Raw genomic sequence first — 15,778 nt, 5'->3', positions numbered from 1 at the left:
ATCCCCTCACTGGCCGATGGACGGCGGCGTCCAGTCCTGGGGCCGGTCCACGCCCCGGCGTGCGGTGGCGACATCGGCGGCGGGCTCGAGGAACTGCCCGGGATCGCCGCCGTACTTCTTGACGAGTTTCTCCATCTCGCCGTTCTGGTACATGGCGTCGATCTCGGCGGAGATCGCCTTCTCCAGCTCGGTGGCCTTCTTCGGCAGGTAGAAGCCGGTCTGGTAGGGCTGGAAGTACTGGTAGTCGGGCTCGGCCTCGACTTCGGCGGCGGTCGGCGGTGTCAGGTACTCCGTGCTGATCTTCAGGTCCGGCCGTTCCTTCTGTGCCGCGATGATGATCAGCGGGTCGAGGAACCCGACGTCGACGCGGCCCGCGCCCAGGTCGTCGAAGACTCCGTTGGCGTCGGGGTAGGCGTGGAGCTTGGCGTCGGGGACGGCCTGGATCGACTTGACCCACACATAGCCCTCGACCGTGCCGAGTTCGAGGCCCTTCAGGTCGTCGACGGTCTTGTACGTCTTCCCGCTGCGGACGGCCATGGCCGGGGGCGAGTAGTACGGCGGATCGGTGAACAGCCCCTGCTTCTGCCGGTCGGCGGACCAGGCGACACCGCCGATGGTGATGTCCACGCGGCGGGACTGCACCCCCGCGAGCATGCCCGCGAAGTCCGTCACCTGGGGCTCGATCTCCAGGCCCAGTTTCCCGGCCACGTAGGTGAGGATGTCGCCGTCCAGGCCGACGATCCTCTCGCCCTCGACGCTGGTGTACGGAGCGTACGGCTGTACGGCGACCTTGATGACGCCGGGCGTGAGCGTGCCCAGCGCGGCGGTCTTGGCGGACACGTTCTTCGGGGCGTCGTCTTCGTCCGAGCCGCAGGCGGTGACCGCCAGCATCAGGAGCATTGCTGACAAACCGCCGGCAAGGGATCTCGTACGGGTCATGGGCGTGGGCCTTCCGTATCAGTGCTGAGGGAGCTGAAGGAGCCCGCCGTTTCACCGCGCTGTGCCTCCGGCGGGGAGGTGTGATTGGGCCCATACGTTATGGACTGGACCTCATCGCGTCACCGGTCACTCCGTACGAACTTGCGGCCGAAATCCCTTGGTGTGCTGTACGGTGCGTCCAGCCGTCGGCCGATCCCGGTCCGTTCCCGGTCCATTCCCGCGACGGGAGGAATGTTCGTGCTGAGCCCGTCACTCGCGCAGGAGATCGCCGGGGACACCTCCGCCGTCATCGGCTTCAATGTGCTGATCACCGATGCGAAGGGCATGGTCATCGGCAGCGGCGACACCAGCCGGGTCGGAACCTTTCACGAGGCGTCGGTCGACGTGATCCGCACTCAGGAGCCCGCCACGCACAACGCGTTGCAGGCCCAGCAACTGCGCGGGGTACGCCCCGGTGTCACCCTGCCGCTGGTCACGGGCGGGCAGGCGGTGGGGACGGTCGGCATCACCGGAACGCCTGCTCAGGTACGCCGCTTCGGACTGCTGGTGAAGCGTCAGACGGAGATCCTGCTCAGGGAGTCCGTGATGCTGCGCTCCCGCCTGCTCGCCGAGCGGGCGGCGGAGACGCTGCTCGCCGACATCGCCTCCTACGACCCACAGGTCGTGGAAGGTGATTTCCTCGTGTTCCGGGCCGCCGAGCTGGGCTTCGACCTACGCCTCGAGCGGGTCGCGGTGGCGTTCGAGGTGAGCGTGCCCACCGCGGGCGCCCGCCGCCAGGGCGCCCCGACCCGCGACATGGCGCTGGTCCGCTCGGAACTGCTCCGCACGGTCCGCGAGGTCTTCGCCGATCCCCAGGACATCGTCGCCTCCACGGCTCCCGGATGGATCGGCGTACTGCGCCGGCTCCCGGCCCGGGCTCAGATGGCTTCCCTGCTGGGCGACTGCCGGAGAATCACCGACATCATCGCCGCGCAGGACGGCCTGAACGCCCGCGCGGGGATCGGCGAACCGGCCGCCTCCGTCGCCGGCCTGCACGACTCCTACCAGGACGCCCGCGACGCGCTCCGCCTCGGCGCTCGCGTGGCGGGCCACTCCCCGGTCCACCTGATCGCCGATCTACGCGTCCATCAGGTCCTGGCGACGGTGAGCCAGCCCACGCGCAACCGTCTGATCGAACGGACCGCGGCGAGACTGCGGGCCCAGCCGGACTGGCCGGTACTGCGCGACACGGTCACCGCCTGGTGCGAGAGCGGATTCAACCTCGTACGCGCGTCCGCCGCCCTGCACATCCACCGCAACACCGTCGTCTACCGCATGAACAAGATCGAGCAGATCACCGGCCGCCCGCTCCGCGAACACCGGACGGCCATGGCCCTGTACCTCGCCTGTCTGGCCGACGAACTGGGTGAGGGCGGCGCCACGACCGCCGACGGTTGAGCGCTCTCACGGATCGGGGCAGCCCTCGTCGGCCCCTCTGACGTGCCGTCCGCTGTCGTCGGCCATGTTGTCGACAGTCACCAGGTCGGCGGACGGATGGGAGACGCGGTGCGCGGCAGCGGTCGTGCAGGTCAGCTGTTCCGTCGCGGTGCGGGTCAGCGCGCCGATGCCCAGGGGCGGTTCGACCGACCGCGTGTCACCCGCCACCGACACTCACCGGCCCCGCCGTCCCGTGACGTCTACCGCGGAGGGTGACAGTCCGCTACTCGAGCCGTTCCGGGGATGGCGTTGCACCGGCCCTACGGCGAGGATGCTCCCTCACGCAGCACTTCCCTTCGTACGGCCGGAGGGCCTTCCGATGGGTTCACACGCAGCACCGAACGGTCGTAGCCGCGCTCTGTTGCTCTCCATGGGCCTCGTGCTCCTGGCCGTACTCCTCGGCATCCCCCGCGCCGATGGAGCGCCTGGGCCGGCGGCCGACGCCTGCCGCACCACGGGCAACGAACTGCCCCGCGGTGACTGTGGACCCTTCTGGCAGGTCCTCGCGGAAGACTTCAACGGTGACCGGGTGCCGCTGGGCGCGTTCCGCGACTGCGATCACCACGTCGACACCTCTGCCGCGTACTGCGGGGGCCTCAGCGGCACGTACCGCGACAACTGGTGGGCCTATCCGACCGGTTGGCGTGACACGGCCGACGATCGGGGCCGGAACGTCGTGGGCGTCTACCACCCGGAGGACACCGTGAGCGTAGGTCCCGCGGAGAACGGCGACGGAAGGATGTACATCCGCATGTGGCGGCCCGCCGACGGAGGTCCCGTGCATGCTGCGGCGGTGGTGCCTCGTGCCGTCATGCAGATGAAGTACGGCAAGTACAGCGCCCGCATCAAGGTGACCAAGCTCGCTCCGGGATACAAGTCTGCTTGGCTGCACTACGGCGGGGGCTGCGAGATGGACCACCCCGAAGGCGAGTGGACCGGCGGCCTCACCGCCTTCCATCATCCGTGCGGCGGAGGCCGACAAGGCTACTTCCCGGGGAGCGACGACTGGACGGAGTGGCACACCGTCTCGACCGAGTGGACGCCCGGACAGGTGCGGTTCTTCGTGGACGGCCGACAGACGGGGCACGACACCCGCAACGTGCCGGACCAGCCCCTGTCCTGGGTGCTCCAGAACGAAAGCGCCCTGCAAGGACCCGGCGCGGCTCCGGGCAGCAGCGCCCAACTCGACATCACCTGGGTCGCCGCGTACGCCTACGGGTGGAAGTGATCCTCCACCGCTGTTGTACGCGGCCGACCGGCCGGGGGATGCGACGGTATCCGTAGGGACGGGGTCCATGCGTTCTTCCGCCGCCGGCTCTACCGTGCCCCTTGCCGCGATGAGTTCCGGCCGGGTCGCGAGTCTGTTCTGGTGACCGTCGTATGACGTCGTACGACGCTGCCCGGAACGAGACACCACGGAGGACACCATGACGACCACGCCGAGTGACCCGGCCACAGCGCTGCCCGGCCGCCCACCCGTCGTTGACCTGGCCACCTGGCAGGCCGCCCGTGATGAGCTCCTGGTCCGGGAGAAGGCCCACACCCGCGAGGGCGACGCCCTCGCCGCGGCCCGCCGCCGGCTGCCGATGGTGGAGCTCGACGGGGCGGTCGAGGTCGTCGGACCCGACGGCCCGGTCCCGTTCCTGGACCTGTTCCAGGGCCGCGACGAGCTCGTGGTCTACAAGCACATGTGGTACGACGGCGCGCCGCACCAGGGGCAGTGCGAGGGCTGCACCACCACGGCCTGGCACCTGAAGGACGCCGTCTACCTCAACGCCCGCGGCGTCTCGTTCGCCATCCTGACCACGGGCCGGTGGGACGAGGTGGCCTCCTACGTCGCGTTCATGGGCTACACCCAGCCCTGGTACTCGGTGCGCGACGTGGAGGCGCCGGTCGGCGGCAGCATGGGTTACCTCACCTGCTTCCTGCGCGACGGCGACCGAGTGTTCCTCACCTACTCCACGACGGGCCGCGGCAACGAGCGGGTCAACGGGGCCCTAGGCCTGCTCGACATGACCCCCTACGGCCGCGGCGAGGCGTGGGAGGACAACCCGGATGGCCGGCCCGAGGGGCGCAGCCCGTGCTGGTCCTGGCGCTCGGACCCGGACGGGAACGCCACCTGGGGCCCGACCAGCCGCCCCGTGCCGCAGTGGACCCGCCCTGGCGCGACCCCCGTGGAGACCCTCGGCCGGCACGGCCACCACCACTGACGCGCCTTCGTCGACGGCGTCGGCAAAGGTGCTCGGGTGCCGGGCGGAACCTCCCGACGCTGCGATCGGCCCATGCCCTGCTCATGGCGGGGGTGGTGATCGTCCCTCGTGGCGGCACCGGCGGTGCCCGAGAAATGGGACCGGCACCTCATCAAGGACCACGGCCTGCGCCGACTCGCCTACATCGGCTCCGCGGAGGCCAGATGGCCGTCCTCATTCGCCCTGGTGTGCGTGTTTCAGGGCGTCTGCGAGTTGTTCAACACTGGGGACACCGCCAGTGCGTCCATCGGCGTCGCGGTAGATCCGGCACGAGACGCTGACGGTGATGTCCGGGGCGGCGAAGGGATCGATCCCGTCGATCAGCAGGGTCGGGGATCCGTGCATTCCGTACCGGGCCGCCTCTACCTCGTTGGTGATCACGCGCACCTCCGCCGGGTCGGCGTCCTCAGGCAGCACCTGCTCCAGGCGCTGGACGAGCAGCTCCATGTTCGGGCAGTCGGGCACGGCGAGCACGCTCAGCTCCATGGTCTCCTCCCTCCGGGCGACGACTGGCCTCGTACGGACCACGGTAGGCGTCCGGGCGACGTCGAAACGTGAGCGCGGTCGCCGTTGGGCGCAGCCCCTCGTGCGTAGCGTCGAAGCCTGAGAACGTCCCGGCCGGCGGAAGGCAGGTGCGCAGCCAGGACACGGTCAGCTCACCCCCCAGCCCGGCCGGTGGCCAGGCGCTCGCGAGGCCGGGATGCACCCCACACCAGCGTGCTGGTCAGCAGCACCAGCGTGAGCGGATAGAAGATCGGACGCAGTGGGATCAGTACGGGCAGGACTACGGCGGCGGTTCCGGTGCCGAGGACGAGCAGGACGGTCGGTACACAGCAGGCGAATCCGAGCAGAAATGCCGGGAGCACGCCGAGCAGCCGCGCATGCCTGGTCCGGCGGCAGGAGGCCGCCTGCCGGCCTGCGAGCCCGGCGACCGCGACATTGCACCCGACCAGCGTGGCCACGACCGCGCCGAGCAGCAGGTTGACCGGGCTGAGGAACACCGCCACATGCGGGCTCGGGTGCAGCGCGAGCACTGGCTCGAACAGATACGGCGCCCGGGCCTCGAACAGCTGCTCCCAGGCGGTCCGGAACACCGGGACGCCGGTGAAGCGGCCGGAGGCCGACACCGCGAGATCACCGATGGAGAACAGGTACGCCGCCAGCACGACGGCGGCGGCCAGCAGTCCGGTCCGCCGGTGGCGGCGCATGGCGAGGGCGGCCCGAACCGCCCCGGGCTGTACAGCTGTCACCGGCTCGGACGGGCGGTCCGAGACGACCTGCCAGCCGATGACGCCTCCACCCACCAGCAGGACGACGACTGCCCCCATCACGTCGGCACCCTTGACGACCTGCCGCCGGTCCGGCCCGGCACGCTGCTGACCGTTCACCTGGCACCTCCCGACCACGCGGGATCCGGGAAACCGGCAGGAAACCCGCTTCCTCACTCGCGATGCTCTCGCGCATGAGGTACCGGTTCGGTGAGCGCGCTTACAGTTCTCGGTTTACACGGTGATGGCGGCCGGCTCGTCCCCTTCGGGCGCATGCCTGGCCCGCCGTGCAGGCGTACTCGGGACGCCCGACCGACGCGGTGCCGCTCCTGCACCGGACGAAGCGCGCCACCGGCGGCATCCGCACGGTAGCGGAACAGTGCCTGACCGTGGCGTGCGCTCGCCCTGGTGAGTTTCCGCCCCGACACCCACCCACGAACAACTGTGAACCACCTTAAAATGGAACAAATTCTCCACGGATGATCGAGGGCAATGTCGGCCAACGGTGTGGCATCGAGCTCGTCCCCGTTCGGCGTCGCGGATGCCGGCGAGGCGCCCGAGCGCGACGACGCACTGGTCAGTGCCGTCGTCAGTGCCGTGGAGGTGACCGGAGCGCATGCCGGAAGTGTGTTCCTGCTCTCCGGCGACCATCACTCGCTCGTACTGGCCGCGGCGTGCGGCACGCCGCCCTCCCTGCTGGGCGGGTGGCGTCGGATCCCGGTGAACAGCCGTATCCCGGTGGCGGAGGCGTACCGCTCCGGGCACATCGTCCACCTGGCCGGCGCGGAGGAGACGATGCGGCGCTTCCCCCAGCTCTCGGTCGCCCTGCCCTACCCGTTCGGCTCTGCCTCGGTCCCCGTGAGAGCGGGCGAGCGGACCTTCGGAGCAATGTCCGTGGTGTGGACGCCCCGGCTGGACGGGACAGGTCTGTCGAGGGCGCAGCGCCACCAGTTGCGTTCCGCCGCCGACCGTCTGGGCACCGTCCTCGCCGGGCTGAGCGCCCGCCGTGCGCTCGGCACGTACGACGAGCGGACGGCTCCGGTGGTGGTCCCGATGCCGTCCGCTCCACTGATCCGGGTGGGCCTGTTCGACTGGAACCTCGGCACCGGGGCCCTCACGGCCGACGACGAGCTGTGCGCGATCTTCGGGATCCCGCCCCGAGAGTTCGACGGACGGTCGGCCACCCTGGCGGCCAGGATCGAACCCGCGGATCTGCCCGGATTCCGGTCCGCCGCCCGCGCCGCGGTCGAGGAAGGCCATGTGCTCGCGCACTGCCTGCGCATCCGGGACGGCGGTGGGGGGCACCGCACCGTCGAGCTGTGGGGCCGGGTGCCCGAGAGCCCGGACGATCCGGAGGCCTCGTCCCATCTGATCGGCGCCGTACTCGACTCCGGGAGCGGCATGGCCGCCGTCGCGGCGATCGAGCGGCTCGCGGACGGCTTCTTCGCGCTCTCTCCGGACGGACGTGTCACCTACGCCAACCACAGTCTGGAGAGTCTGCTCCGGGCCCGGCATGACGAACTGCTCGGCAGGCGCCCCTGGGACGTTCTGCCCTGGCTGGCCGATCCCGTGTACGAGGACCGCTACCGGGCCGCCGTGGTCTCCCAGCAACCGGTCTCCTTCCTGGTCCGCCGCCCGCCCGACGAGTGGCTGGTCTTCTCGCTCCACCCGGGCGCGCAGGGCATGACCGGATGGGCGGCACCCGTGCGGCAGCCGGTGCCGGCCGACACCGGCCCCGGGGCGCCCGTCGCGGGGGAGGGTCTGCCCGTCTCCTTGTCACCTCCGCCCGCGGCCCCGCGCGTGGGTTCCCTCTACCGGGTGCTCCAGCTGGGCAGCGCCCTCACCGGGGCGGTCACCGCGCGCGAGGTGTTCGATGCCGTCGCCGACCAGCTGCTGCCCGCTTTCGGCGGCCAGAAGCTGGCGATCGCCGTGGTGGAGGAGGGGCGCCTGCGCCTGTTCGCGCAGCGCGGCTACTCGAAGCGCTTTCTCGCCCGGTTCGAAGGCACCCCGCTGCATGCCCGGCTGCCCGTGACGGACGCCCTGACCTCCGGGGCCCCGCTGTTCGTCGAGTCCCGGGAGGAGCTCCTGGAGAAGTACCCCGGGACCCTGGTCGGCCACTCCAACTCCTGGGCGTTCCTGCCGTTGATCGCCTCGAACCGCCCGGTCGGCGCCTGCATGCTCGGCTTCGATGACGTCCACCGCTTCCCCGACGAGGAGCGTGGCGTCCTCACCGCACTGGGCGGCCTGATCGCCCAGGCCCTCGAACGCGCCAGACTCTACGACGCCGAATTCGCCCTCGCCCGCGGCCTGCAGAACGCGCTGCTGCCGCACCGGCTGCCCACACTGCCGGGCCTCCGCGTCACCGGGCGCTATCTTCCGGGCACCAGGGGGATGGACATCGGAGGCGACTGGTACGACGTCGTCCCCACCGGCGACGAGGTCGCGCTGATCGTCGGGGACGTCGAGGGGCACAACGTCGCCGCCGCGGCCGCCATGGGCCAGCTGCGCAGCGCGGTACGGGCCTTCGTCACCGCCGGCCACCGACCTGGCGACGTCGTCGCCAGCACCAACCGGCTCCATATGGACCTCGATCCGGCGCTGCTCGCCAGCTGCTGCTACGCCAGCTTCCATCCCCGCTCCGGGAGGGTGCGCATCGTCCGTGCGGGCCATCCGCCGCCCCTGCTGCGCCTGCCCGACGGGCACGCCGAAATCCTGGATGTGCCCGGCGGTCCCCTGCTCGGCATCGACGCGACGGCACACTTTCCGGAGTCGGAGCTGCGCCTCGCGCCCGGTTCGGTGCTGGCCCTGTACACGGACGGGCTGATCGAGAGGCGCGACTCGGACATCGGTTCCGACCTCGACCGGCTCCGGGCCTCGCTGGCCCGCCTGGGCGGGGACGGCCTGGAGGATCTGGCCGACGGGCTGTTGCGAGACGCCCTCCGGTCCTCCGACAGGGAGGACGACATCGCACTCCTGCTCACCGAGTACACCCCGCCACCGCGGACGGCCACCGAGCCGGGTGGATCACGCTGACCAGTCCCCTGCGCCGCTGTCACCTGCCCCAGATCTTCCGGTATGCCTCCCGGTAGCCCGACGGGTCCCAGGTCGTGGCACCGTCGCTGTTGTGGGCCGTGGTGATGTGGATGGGCGCCACATATCCGCTGGCGGGACGGCCGGAGAAGGCGCGGTTGAACTCGTCGACGATCTGCCAGCCCTGCAGGGACAGCGGCTCGGGCACGGTGGCCGCCTGGTACTGCTTGCTGTTGATGCGCTGGAAGGCGGAGGGGTCGCCGTCCCCCGCGCCGATGTTGAAGGGCGGGCCGGAACCCTTCTTGCCGGCCGCGCGGAAGGCCGGGGCTGCGTCGGCGAAGTACAGGTCGTTGATGGCGACGGAGTGGGTCCACTCGCCCTGGAAGCGGGAGAGGAGCGAGGAGACCTCCCGCGGCGTGCGGCTGCTCGCGTCCGGGATCGGGATGTTCTCGTACGCCAGCAGCTTCACGCCCGAGCAGGCGGCGAGTTCCTTCCTGATCAGCTCGGACTTGTTCTTGGCGAACGGAATCGAGGCGTCGGTGAAGACCACGACGCCGGCGTTGCCGTTGGAGGTCGAGATGACCCATTGCGCGCTGGCCCTGGCCACGTCCTCGACCTTGGTGGTGACGTTGGTGAAGAGCTCGGGCCGTCGGCTGGGGCCCGGGGCAGCGACCGCGTGCCAGCCGATGAGCGGGATGCCTGCCGCGTTGGCCCGCGCGACCTGCTTGGAGGTCGAGTTGGGGTCGAAGCCGCCGATGACGATGCCCGACGGCCTGAGGGCCACGGCATCGCTCATCGCCGCCTGGATGCGGGCGGGGGTACCGCCGCCGTCGATCACCCGGACGTTCCAGCCGATGACCCGCGCGGCTTCCCGCACCCCTTTCGCGGCGCCCGCGACTCCGGGATTGGTCATGGTCTGGGCGACGTAGACGAGGGTCTTGCCCGACACCCCCGTGGGGCCGGTGGTCGGTCCGTTCCAGGGGACATCGGCCCGTTCCGCCCGGCTGACGGCGGCCTGGGCCCTGGCATGGGCCGCGGGGCAGCCGCTCGGGCCCGAGGCGGAGTCCCCCGGGCCGTTCGACGAGCCGCGTTCACAGCCGGCCAGGAGGGTTGCCGCGGCCAGCAGGGCGGTGGTGGCGGCGGACCGGGCTTTGCAGGCGCCTGGGGTGGCCTTGCGGTTGCGGTGCACCGAAGCTCCTCGCGGAGGGATGAGCGGGAGGATGCGGCCGGGGCACGGTGGTGATGCCCTTGGCGTGGGTCATGGAGTGCCGCCCGCCGTGCCGCCGTCCTGCGTCGGGGAGGACGGCGGCTTGGGCGGCACGTTGGGCGCATCGCGGGCCGTGACGGCGCCGGTGCGCAGCCGACGGCGGGCGGAGTAGCCGGCCAGGCCGACGGCGAGGAGCAGGGTGCCGCCGTGGAACAACGGGACCGTCCAGAAATCGGCGCCCAGCTGGCCGATGCCGGTGAGGCCGACGGCGAGGACGGCGACGGCTACGACGGTGCCCATCGCGTTGGGGCGGCCGGGTTTGATCGCGGTGGAGCCGAGGAGGGCGCCGACGAAGGCGGGCAGCAGGTAGTCGAGGCCGACGCTCGGATTGCCGATCTGCTGCTGGGCCGCGAGCAGCACTCCGGCGAAGCCGACGATCAGCCCCGAGGCGGCGAAGGCGTAGACGGTGTACTTGCGGACCGGGATGCCGACGAGGTCGGCGGCGCGCGGGTTCGATCCCACGACGTACAGGTACCGGCCGAGCGGCAGCCGCTCCAGCACCAGCCAGAGGGCGACCGCGAGGGCCAGCACGTAGAAGGCGGGCACCGGAAGGCCGAGGAACGTGGAGTCGTAAAGGTCGGTGAAGGCGGCCGGGAGGCCTTGCGGGCCGGGGACGATCCGGCCGCCGTCGGTGATCCAGCCGGTCACGGCCAACAGCATGCTGCCGGTGCCGAGCGTGGCGATGAAGGAGTCGATCCGGCCGAACTCGACGATGACACCGTTGAGGACGCCCACGACCGCCCCACCGACGATCACCGCGAGGCAGGCGAGCGGCCAGGGCCACCCGTCGTTGACGACGAGCTGCAGCACCATGACGTGCGCCAGGCCGAGGCCGTAGCCGATGGAGAGGTCGAACGCGCCGGTCACGATGGGAACCATCGCTGCCAGCGCGAGGACGGCCGGGATCGACTGGCTGGACAGGATCGAGTCGACGGTGTCCAGCGTGGGAAAGGTGCGCGGCAGGAGGAGGGAGAAGACCAGGAAGAGCAGGGCGGTGAGGGCCACAAGGCCGTAAGCGCCGATGAGGTGCCCTCCCGGGCCGCGCGGACCGGTCATGGGTTCGTCGCGGTTCCGGAGGGGGGCGTGGCCGAAGCCGCCCGGGTGAGACCGGCGGCCGTGAGGGCGGTACCGCTCAGCTCGGCCGTCACGGATCCTCGGACGAAGACCAGGGTGCGTCGGCACACACCCGCGACCTCCTCGAAGTCGGTGGAGATGAGCAGGACCGCGAGGCCGGCGGCCAGCGCCTCGTCGAGCAGGTGGTAGATCGCGGCCTTGGCGCCGATGTCCACGCTCGCCGTCGGCTCTTCGAGGATCAGCAGGCGCAGGCCCACCCGGAGCCAGCGGCCGATCATGACCTTCTGCTGGTTTCCGCCGGACAGGGTGGCGATGGGTGCCTCGCTGTCGCGGGGACGCACCGAGAACCGTTCGGTCAGGGCGGTGGCCTCGGCTCGTTCGCGGCGGGGGCCGATCCAGCGCAGCGCCGGCAGGCCTCGCGCGCGGGGGTTGGCCAGCAGGTTCTCCCGTACGGTCAGCTCGGCGAGGCAGCCCTCCTGCAGTCTGTCGCCGGGCACGAGGGCGGCACCGAGGCCGACGGCGTCGGCGACCGTACGGGGACGGTACGGGCGGCCGCCGAGAAGGGCCCGCCCGTCGAGGAGGGGCCGGGAGCCGGCGAGGGCCCTGCCCAGATCCATGTGCCCGGCGCCCGAGAGGCCGACCAGACCCAGTACTTCCCCAGCCCTGAGTTCCAGGCTGACCGGTCCCGCACCGGCGGTCCGTACGCCGTCGAGGCTCAGGACGGCCGGGCCGCCGGCCGGGGGCGGGGCGGGGCGGTAGTCGGCCAGTTCCTCGCCGACGATGTCGTGCACCAGACGGGCAGGACTGTGGCCCGCCAGCGAGCCGTGGCTGACGAGGTGGCCGTCGCGCAGGACGGCGAAGGTGTCGGCGACCTCGTACACCTCGTCCAGGCGGTGGCTGACGTAGAGGATGCCGTGCCCCCGGTCGCGCAGGGCGTGCAGGACGTGGAAGAGCCGGGCGCAGTCCGCGGCGGGGAGGCGGGCGGTCGGCTCGTCGAGGACGATGAGCCTCGCCCGCGCCGCCAGGGCTCGGGCGATGGCGACCAGCGACCGCTCGGCGGGGGCGAGCCGGGCGATCGGCGCGTCGGGGTCGAGATGTGCGGCGACGAGCCGCAGGGCGTCGGTGCAGCGCTCGCGGGTCCGCCGCCAGGAGATCAGTCCGGCGCGGCGCGGATATCCGGTGCTCAGCGCGATGTTCTCGGCGACCGTCATCCACTCCACGAGACCGAGGTCCTGGTGGATGAAGGACATGCTGCGGGAGGCGGCGTGACTCCCGAGCGGGTGCCCGTCCACCGTGATCTGCCCCGCGTCGGCGTGGTGGACGCCGGCGAGCACCTTGATGAGCGTGGACTTTCCGGCCCCGTTGGGGCCCAGGAGGGCGAGCACGCTGCCGGCGTGGACGTCGAGGTCGACCCCGGCCAGCGCGAGGGTCCCGCCGAACCGCTTGCCGAGCCCGCGGACGCGGACCAATGGTTCCACGGACATCTCCGGTGATCGGCCTGGCGCGTTCTTCCCGACTGTCATGGCGATACTAGCTGGACATATAGCTACATATCAGATATTTACGCGCCGTCGAGCCCGCATTCGGCCCAGATGACCTTGCCCTGCGGGATGTAGCGCGTACCCCAGCCCTGTGAAAGCTGCGCGACGAGGAACAGGCCACGACCGCCCTCGTCGGTGGTGGCCGCCCGGCGCAGGTGCGGGGCGGTGTTGCTGGTGTCGGAGACCTCGCAGATCAGGGTGCGGTCGTGGAGCAGCCGTACCCGGATGGGCCCGCCGCCGTGGCGGATGGCGTTGGTGACCAGCTCGCTGAGCATCAGTTCCACGGCGAACGCGGCCTCGTCGAGCCCCCAGTCGGCCAGCTGCCGGATGGCGGCGGCGCGGACTTCGCTGACCAGGGCCGGGTCGGCGGGCAGGTCCCAGGTGGCGATCCGGCGCGGGTCCAGGGCGTGGGTGCGGGCGACGAGCAGGGCGATGTCGTCGCAGGGGTGGGCGGGCGCCACGGTGTCCAGGACGGCCTGACAGGTCTCCTCGGGTGTGCGGTCCGGGTGGGCCAGGACTCCGCGCAGTTGGTCGAGGATGACGTCGACATCGCGGTGCCGGTCCTCGATGAGCCCGTCGGTGTAGAGGACCAGCTGGCTGCCCTCGGGGAGGTGGATCTCGGCGGCTTCGAAGGGCAGGCCCCCGAGGCCGAGAGGAGGCCCGGTCGGCAGGTCGGGGAAGGACACGGTGCCGTCGGGGTCGACCAGCGCGGGCGGAGGGTGGCCGGCGCGGGCCATGGTGCACTGCTGCGAGGTCGGGTCGTAGATGGCGTACAGGCAGGTCGCGCCGATGATGCCGGCGCCGGCGGCGGCATCCTCCCGGTCCAGGCGCCCCACGACGTTGTCGAGGTGGGTGAGGACTTCGTCCGGAGGGAAGTCGAGTTCGGCGAAGCTGCGTGCGGCGGTGCGCAGCCGGCCCATGGTGGCGGCGGAGAGTATGCCGTGGCCGACGACGTCGCCGACGAAGAGGCCGACGCGGGTTCCCGAGAGGGGGATGACCTCGTACCAGTCTCCGCCCACGTCGGATTCGGCGGGCAGGTAGCGGTGGGCGACATCGACGGCGTCCTGCGCCGGCAGACCGTGCGGGAGCAGGCTGCGCTGCAGGGCCAGGACCATGGTGCGTTCGCGCGTGTAGCGCCGGGCGTTGTCGATGGACAGTGCGGCGCGGGTGGCGAGTTCCTGGGCCAGTGAACGGTCGTCGTCCCCGAAGGGGGCGGGGTCCTGCGCACGGTAGAAGCCGACGACACCCAGGACGACGCCGCGGGCGACCAGGGGGACCGCGATGAGGGAGTGGACCTGGCTCAGCAGCTGTTCGGAGTACTCGGGATCCTGCGCGAGCCAGCCCACGGCCGCCTTCAGGTCCGGTTCCAGCACCGCCTGCCCGCTGGTCAGACACCGCAGCTGGGGCGTGGTCGGGCCGTATTCGACCTGCTTGCCGACGGGGCTGAAGGGACAGTCGTCGCGGATGCCGTGGACCACCGTACGGCGCAGGTCGCTGCGGGGGTCGGCGGACTCCTCGCCGCGCAGCACGGCCTCGGGCAGGTCGATCGTGACGAAGTCGGCCAGTCGCGGGACCGCCGTCTCGGCGAGTTCCTCGGCGGTGCGGCGCACGTCCAGGGTGGTGCCTATGCGGGCGCTGGCCTCGGACAGCAGCTCCAGGCGGCGTCGCGCGGCCAGGGCGTACGTTCCCACGTGCGGCTCCCCCACCAGCACGAGCCCTCTCGCCGACGGCGGCGAGTCGGGGTGCTCGTCCGTCGCACCGTCGGCGTCGGCGGTCGCGGCGCCGGGAAGGCGTGTGGACGGCGGGGCAACGGAGAAGTATCCGGGCACCTCGGCGACGGGAACGGACCCGGACGGCGGGACGACGGGGACATCGGCAGGCTCGGCGGGGGATCCCAGCGCCTCGTCCACCTGGTGCGGGACGGCGAGGAGCTCACGCGGTGAGGGGCCGGGGAGAACCGCCTCGATGGCTATGCCTTCCACTCCGGACGCACTCGTCAGCGGACGGCTCACGAGCGTGACCTGTCGGCCGTCGGACAGGGACACGTCGACGGCGGCCCGCTGCGCGCAGGAGATCAGCGCGGCGGCCTTCTCCCTGAGGATCGCCCGGTCACGGGGGCGCAGCTCGAGGGCCAGTTGGTCCACCCCGATGCTGCGGTGAAGGCCTGCGGCGGCTTCGGCTCCGGTGTCCAGGTACGCCCGCAGCAGAGCGCGCTCACGCGCGGAGCTCTGGCCCAGCAGCCGCCGTTCGATGGCCTCGGCCGCCTTGCGTATCACGGCGGTCAGCGCCGGATCCTCGGCGCTACGCGGATAGCCGAAGCACAGGACGCCCTCGATGCAGCCGCTGAGCGGATCGCGGACGGGCAACGCACGGCAGGCGCTGCCCTGAGACCGCTCGGCGAAGTGCTCGGCGCCGTAGACCCGGATGAGTTGCCGCTCCGCCAGCGCGAGACCGATGCCGTTGGTACCGGCGAACTGCTCGGCGAACACGAATCCGGGGACCCGCTGGATCGCCGGGAGACTTCTGGCCAGCGACGCCTCTCCGAAGCGGCGCAGCAGGACCGTCCCGCTCGCATCGGCGACGGAGATGTTCATCTGGCTGCCGGCGAACCTGGACTCCAGCCGGTCGAGCACGGGCAGGGCCGCGCGGACGATCCGGCCGTCCGGATCGAAATCCTCCCGGAAGGGAAGGTCCGACTGGTCCGGCGAGAGCCCCAGGGACCGGGAGCGCTGCCACGAATTCAGGATCGACGTTCGTATGCCTGCCTCGACCGGCTCACCCTGCAGAAACCGCTCACGGAAACGGGCGGGCCCTGCGCCGTCTGCCGCACGCCCCGTCGGCATCGGTTCCCCGCCGGACCGAACCACGCTTCGCCTCACCCGCGTCTTCGATAATCCGCTCTTCGGAAATATCTGACATTGACGAGAATACGGG

12 protein-coding genes are annotated in these 15,778 nt (G+C 71.3%); 4 read left to right on the top strand and 8 right to left on the bottom strand.

Annotated elements, in window-relative coordinates; translation table 11 throughout:
• Nucleotides 1-6: 6 nt before the first annotated feature.
• The gene (locus tag AQJ91_RS19375; protein WP_067022913.1) at nucleotides 7-939 is read right to left on the bottom strand and encodes a substrate-binding periplasmic protein; all 933 of its coding nucleotides are present in this window, start codon (nucleotides 937-939) and stop codon (nucleotides 7-9) included.
• Nucleotides 940-1,170: 231 nt separating this feature from the next.
• On the opposite strand from AQJ91_RS19375, the gene AQJ91_RS19370 reads away from it, so the two are divergent.
• Nucleotides 1,171-2,376, top strand: coding sequence for a CdaR family transcriptional regulator (locus AQJ91_RS19370; protein WP_234382562.1), 1,206 nt, complete (start codon nucleotides 1,171-1,173; stop codon nucleotides 2,374-2,376).
• Between the two features lie 6 nt (nucleotides 2,377-2,382).
• On the opposite strand, the gene AQJ91_RS19365 is transcribed toward AQJ91_RS19370, so the two are convergent.
• Nucleotides 2,383-2,583: a hypothetical protein gene (locus tag AQJ91_RS19365; RefSeq protein WP_067022910.1), complete on the bottom strand. Its 201-nt coding sequence runs from the start codon at nucleotides 2,581-2,583 to the stop codon at nucleotides 2,383-2,385.
• Nucleotides 2,584-2,785: 202 nt separating this feature from the next.
• On the opposite strand from AQJ91_RS19365, the gene AQJ91_RS19360 reads away from it, so the two are divergent.
• A complete protein-coding gene (locus tag AQJ91_RS19360) occupies nucleotides 2,786-3,643 on the top strand; it encodes a glycoside hydrolase family 16 protein (protein WP_234382559.1) in 858 nt (285 codons plus the stop codon).
• A gap of 199 nt (nucleotides 3,644-3,842) precedes the next feature.
• Nucleotides 3,843-4,625, top strand: coding sequence for a DUF899 domain-containing protein (locus tag AQJ91_RS19355; RefSeq protein WP_067022905.1), 783 nt, complete (start codon nucleotides 3,843-3,845; stop codon nucleotides 4,623-4,625).
• 213 nt (nucleotides 4,626-4,838) lie between these two features.
• On the opposite strand, the gene AQJ91_RS19350 is transcribed toward AQJ91_RS19355, so the two are convergent.
• Nucleotides 4,839-5,150, bottom strand: a complete 312-nt coding sequence (locus AQJ91_RS19350; protein WP_067022902.1) for a thioredoxin domain-containing protein — start codon at nucleotides 5,148-5,150, stop codon at nucleotides 4,839-4,841.
• 170 nt (nucleotides 5,151-5,320) lie between these two features.
• Nucleotides 5,321-6,052, bottom strand: coding sequence for a hypothetical protein (locus AQJ91_RS19345; RefSeq protein ID WP_234382556.1), 732 nt, complete (start codon nucleotides 6,050-6,052; stop codon nucleotides 5,321-5,323).
• A 372-nt stretch (nucleotides 6,053-6,424) separates the two neighbouring features.
• Here AQJ91_RS19345 and AQJ91_RS19340 point away from each other — a divergent pair, with 372 nt between their 5' ends.
• Nucleotides 6,425-8,965, top strand: coding sequence for a SpoIIE family protein phosphatase (locus tag AQJ91_RS19340; RefSeq protein WP_067022899.1), 2,541 nt, complete (start codon nucleotides 6,425-6,427; stop codon nucleotides 8,963-8,965).
• A 19-nt stretch (nucleotides 8,966-8,984) separates the two neighbouring features.
• On the opposite strand, the gene AQJ91_RS19335 is transcribed toward AQJ91_RS19340, so the two are convergent.
• The 4 genes from AQJ91_RS19335 to AQJ91_RS19320 form a co-directional block, all read right to left on the bottom strand.
• A complete protein-coding gene (locus tag AQJ91_RS19335) occupies nucleotides 8,985-10,151 on the bottom strand; it encodes a substrate-binding domain-containing protein (RefSeq protein ID WP_067022895.1) in 1,167 nt (388 codons plus the stop codon).
• A gap of 69 nt (nucleotides 10,152-10,220) precedes the next feature.
• Nucleotides 10,221-11,285, bottom strand: coding sequence for an ABC transporter permease (locus tag AQJ91_RS19330; RefSeq protein ID WP_067022891.1), 1,065 nt, complete (start codon nucleotides 11,283-11,285; stop codon nucleotides 10,221-10,223).
• Nucleotides 11,282-12,787 (bottom strand): sugar ABC transporter ATP-binding protein, encoded by a 1,506-nt coding sequence (locus tag AQJ91_RS19325; RefSeq protein ID WP_067022888.1) that lies wholly within the window; start codon nucleotides 12,785-12,787, stop codon nucleotides 11,282-11,284. The genes AQJ91_RS19330 and AQJ91_RS19325 overlap by 4 nt, the downstream gene beginning before the upstream one ends.
• Nucleotides 12,788-12,864: 77 nt before the next feature.
• On the bottom strand, nucleotides 12,865-15,687 hold the full coding sequence (locus tag AQJ91_RS19320) for a SpoIIE family protein phosphatase (protein ID WP_407696875.1): 2,823 nt from the start codon (nucleotides 15,685-15,687) through the stop codon (nucleotides 12,865-12,867).
• Nucleotides 15,688-15,778 lie beyond the last annotated feature (91 nt).

The organism is Streptomyces dysideae (assembly GCF_001514305.1).
GTDB lineage: Bacteria > Actinomycetota > Actinomycetes > Streptomycetales > Streptomycetaceae > Streptomyces > Streptomyces dysideae.
Note: the sequence above shows the minus strand (reverse complement) of the source record. Positions and strands in the feature narration are given on the sequence as shown.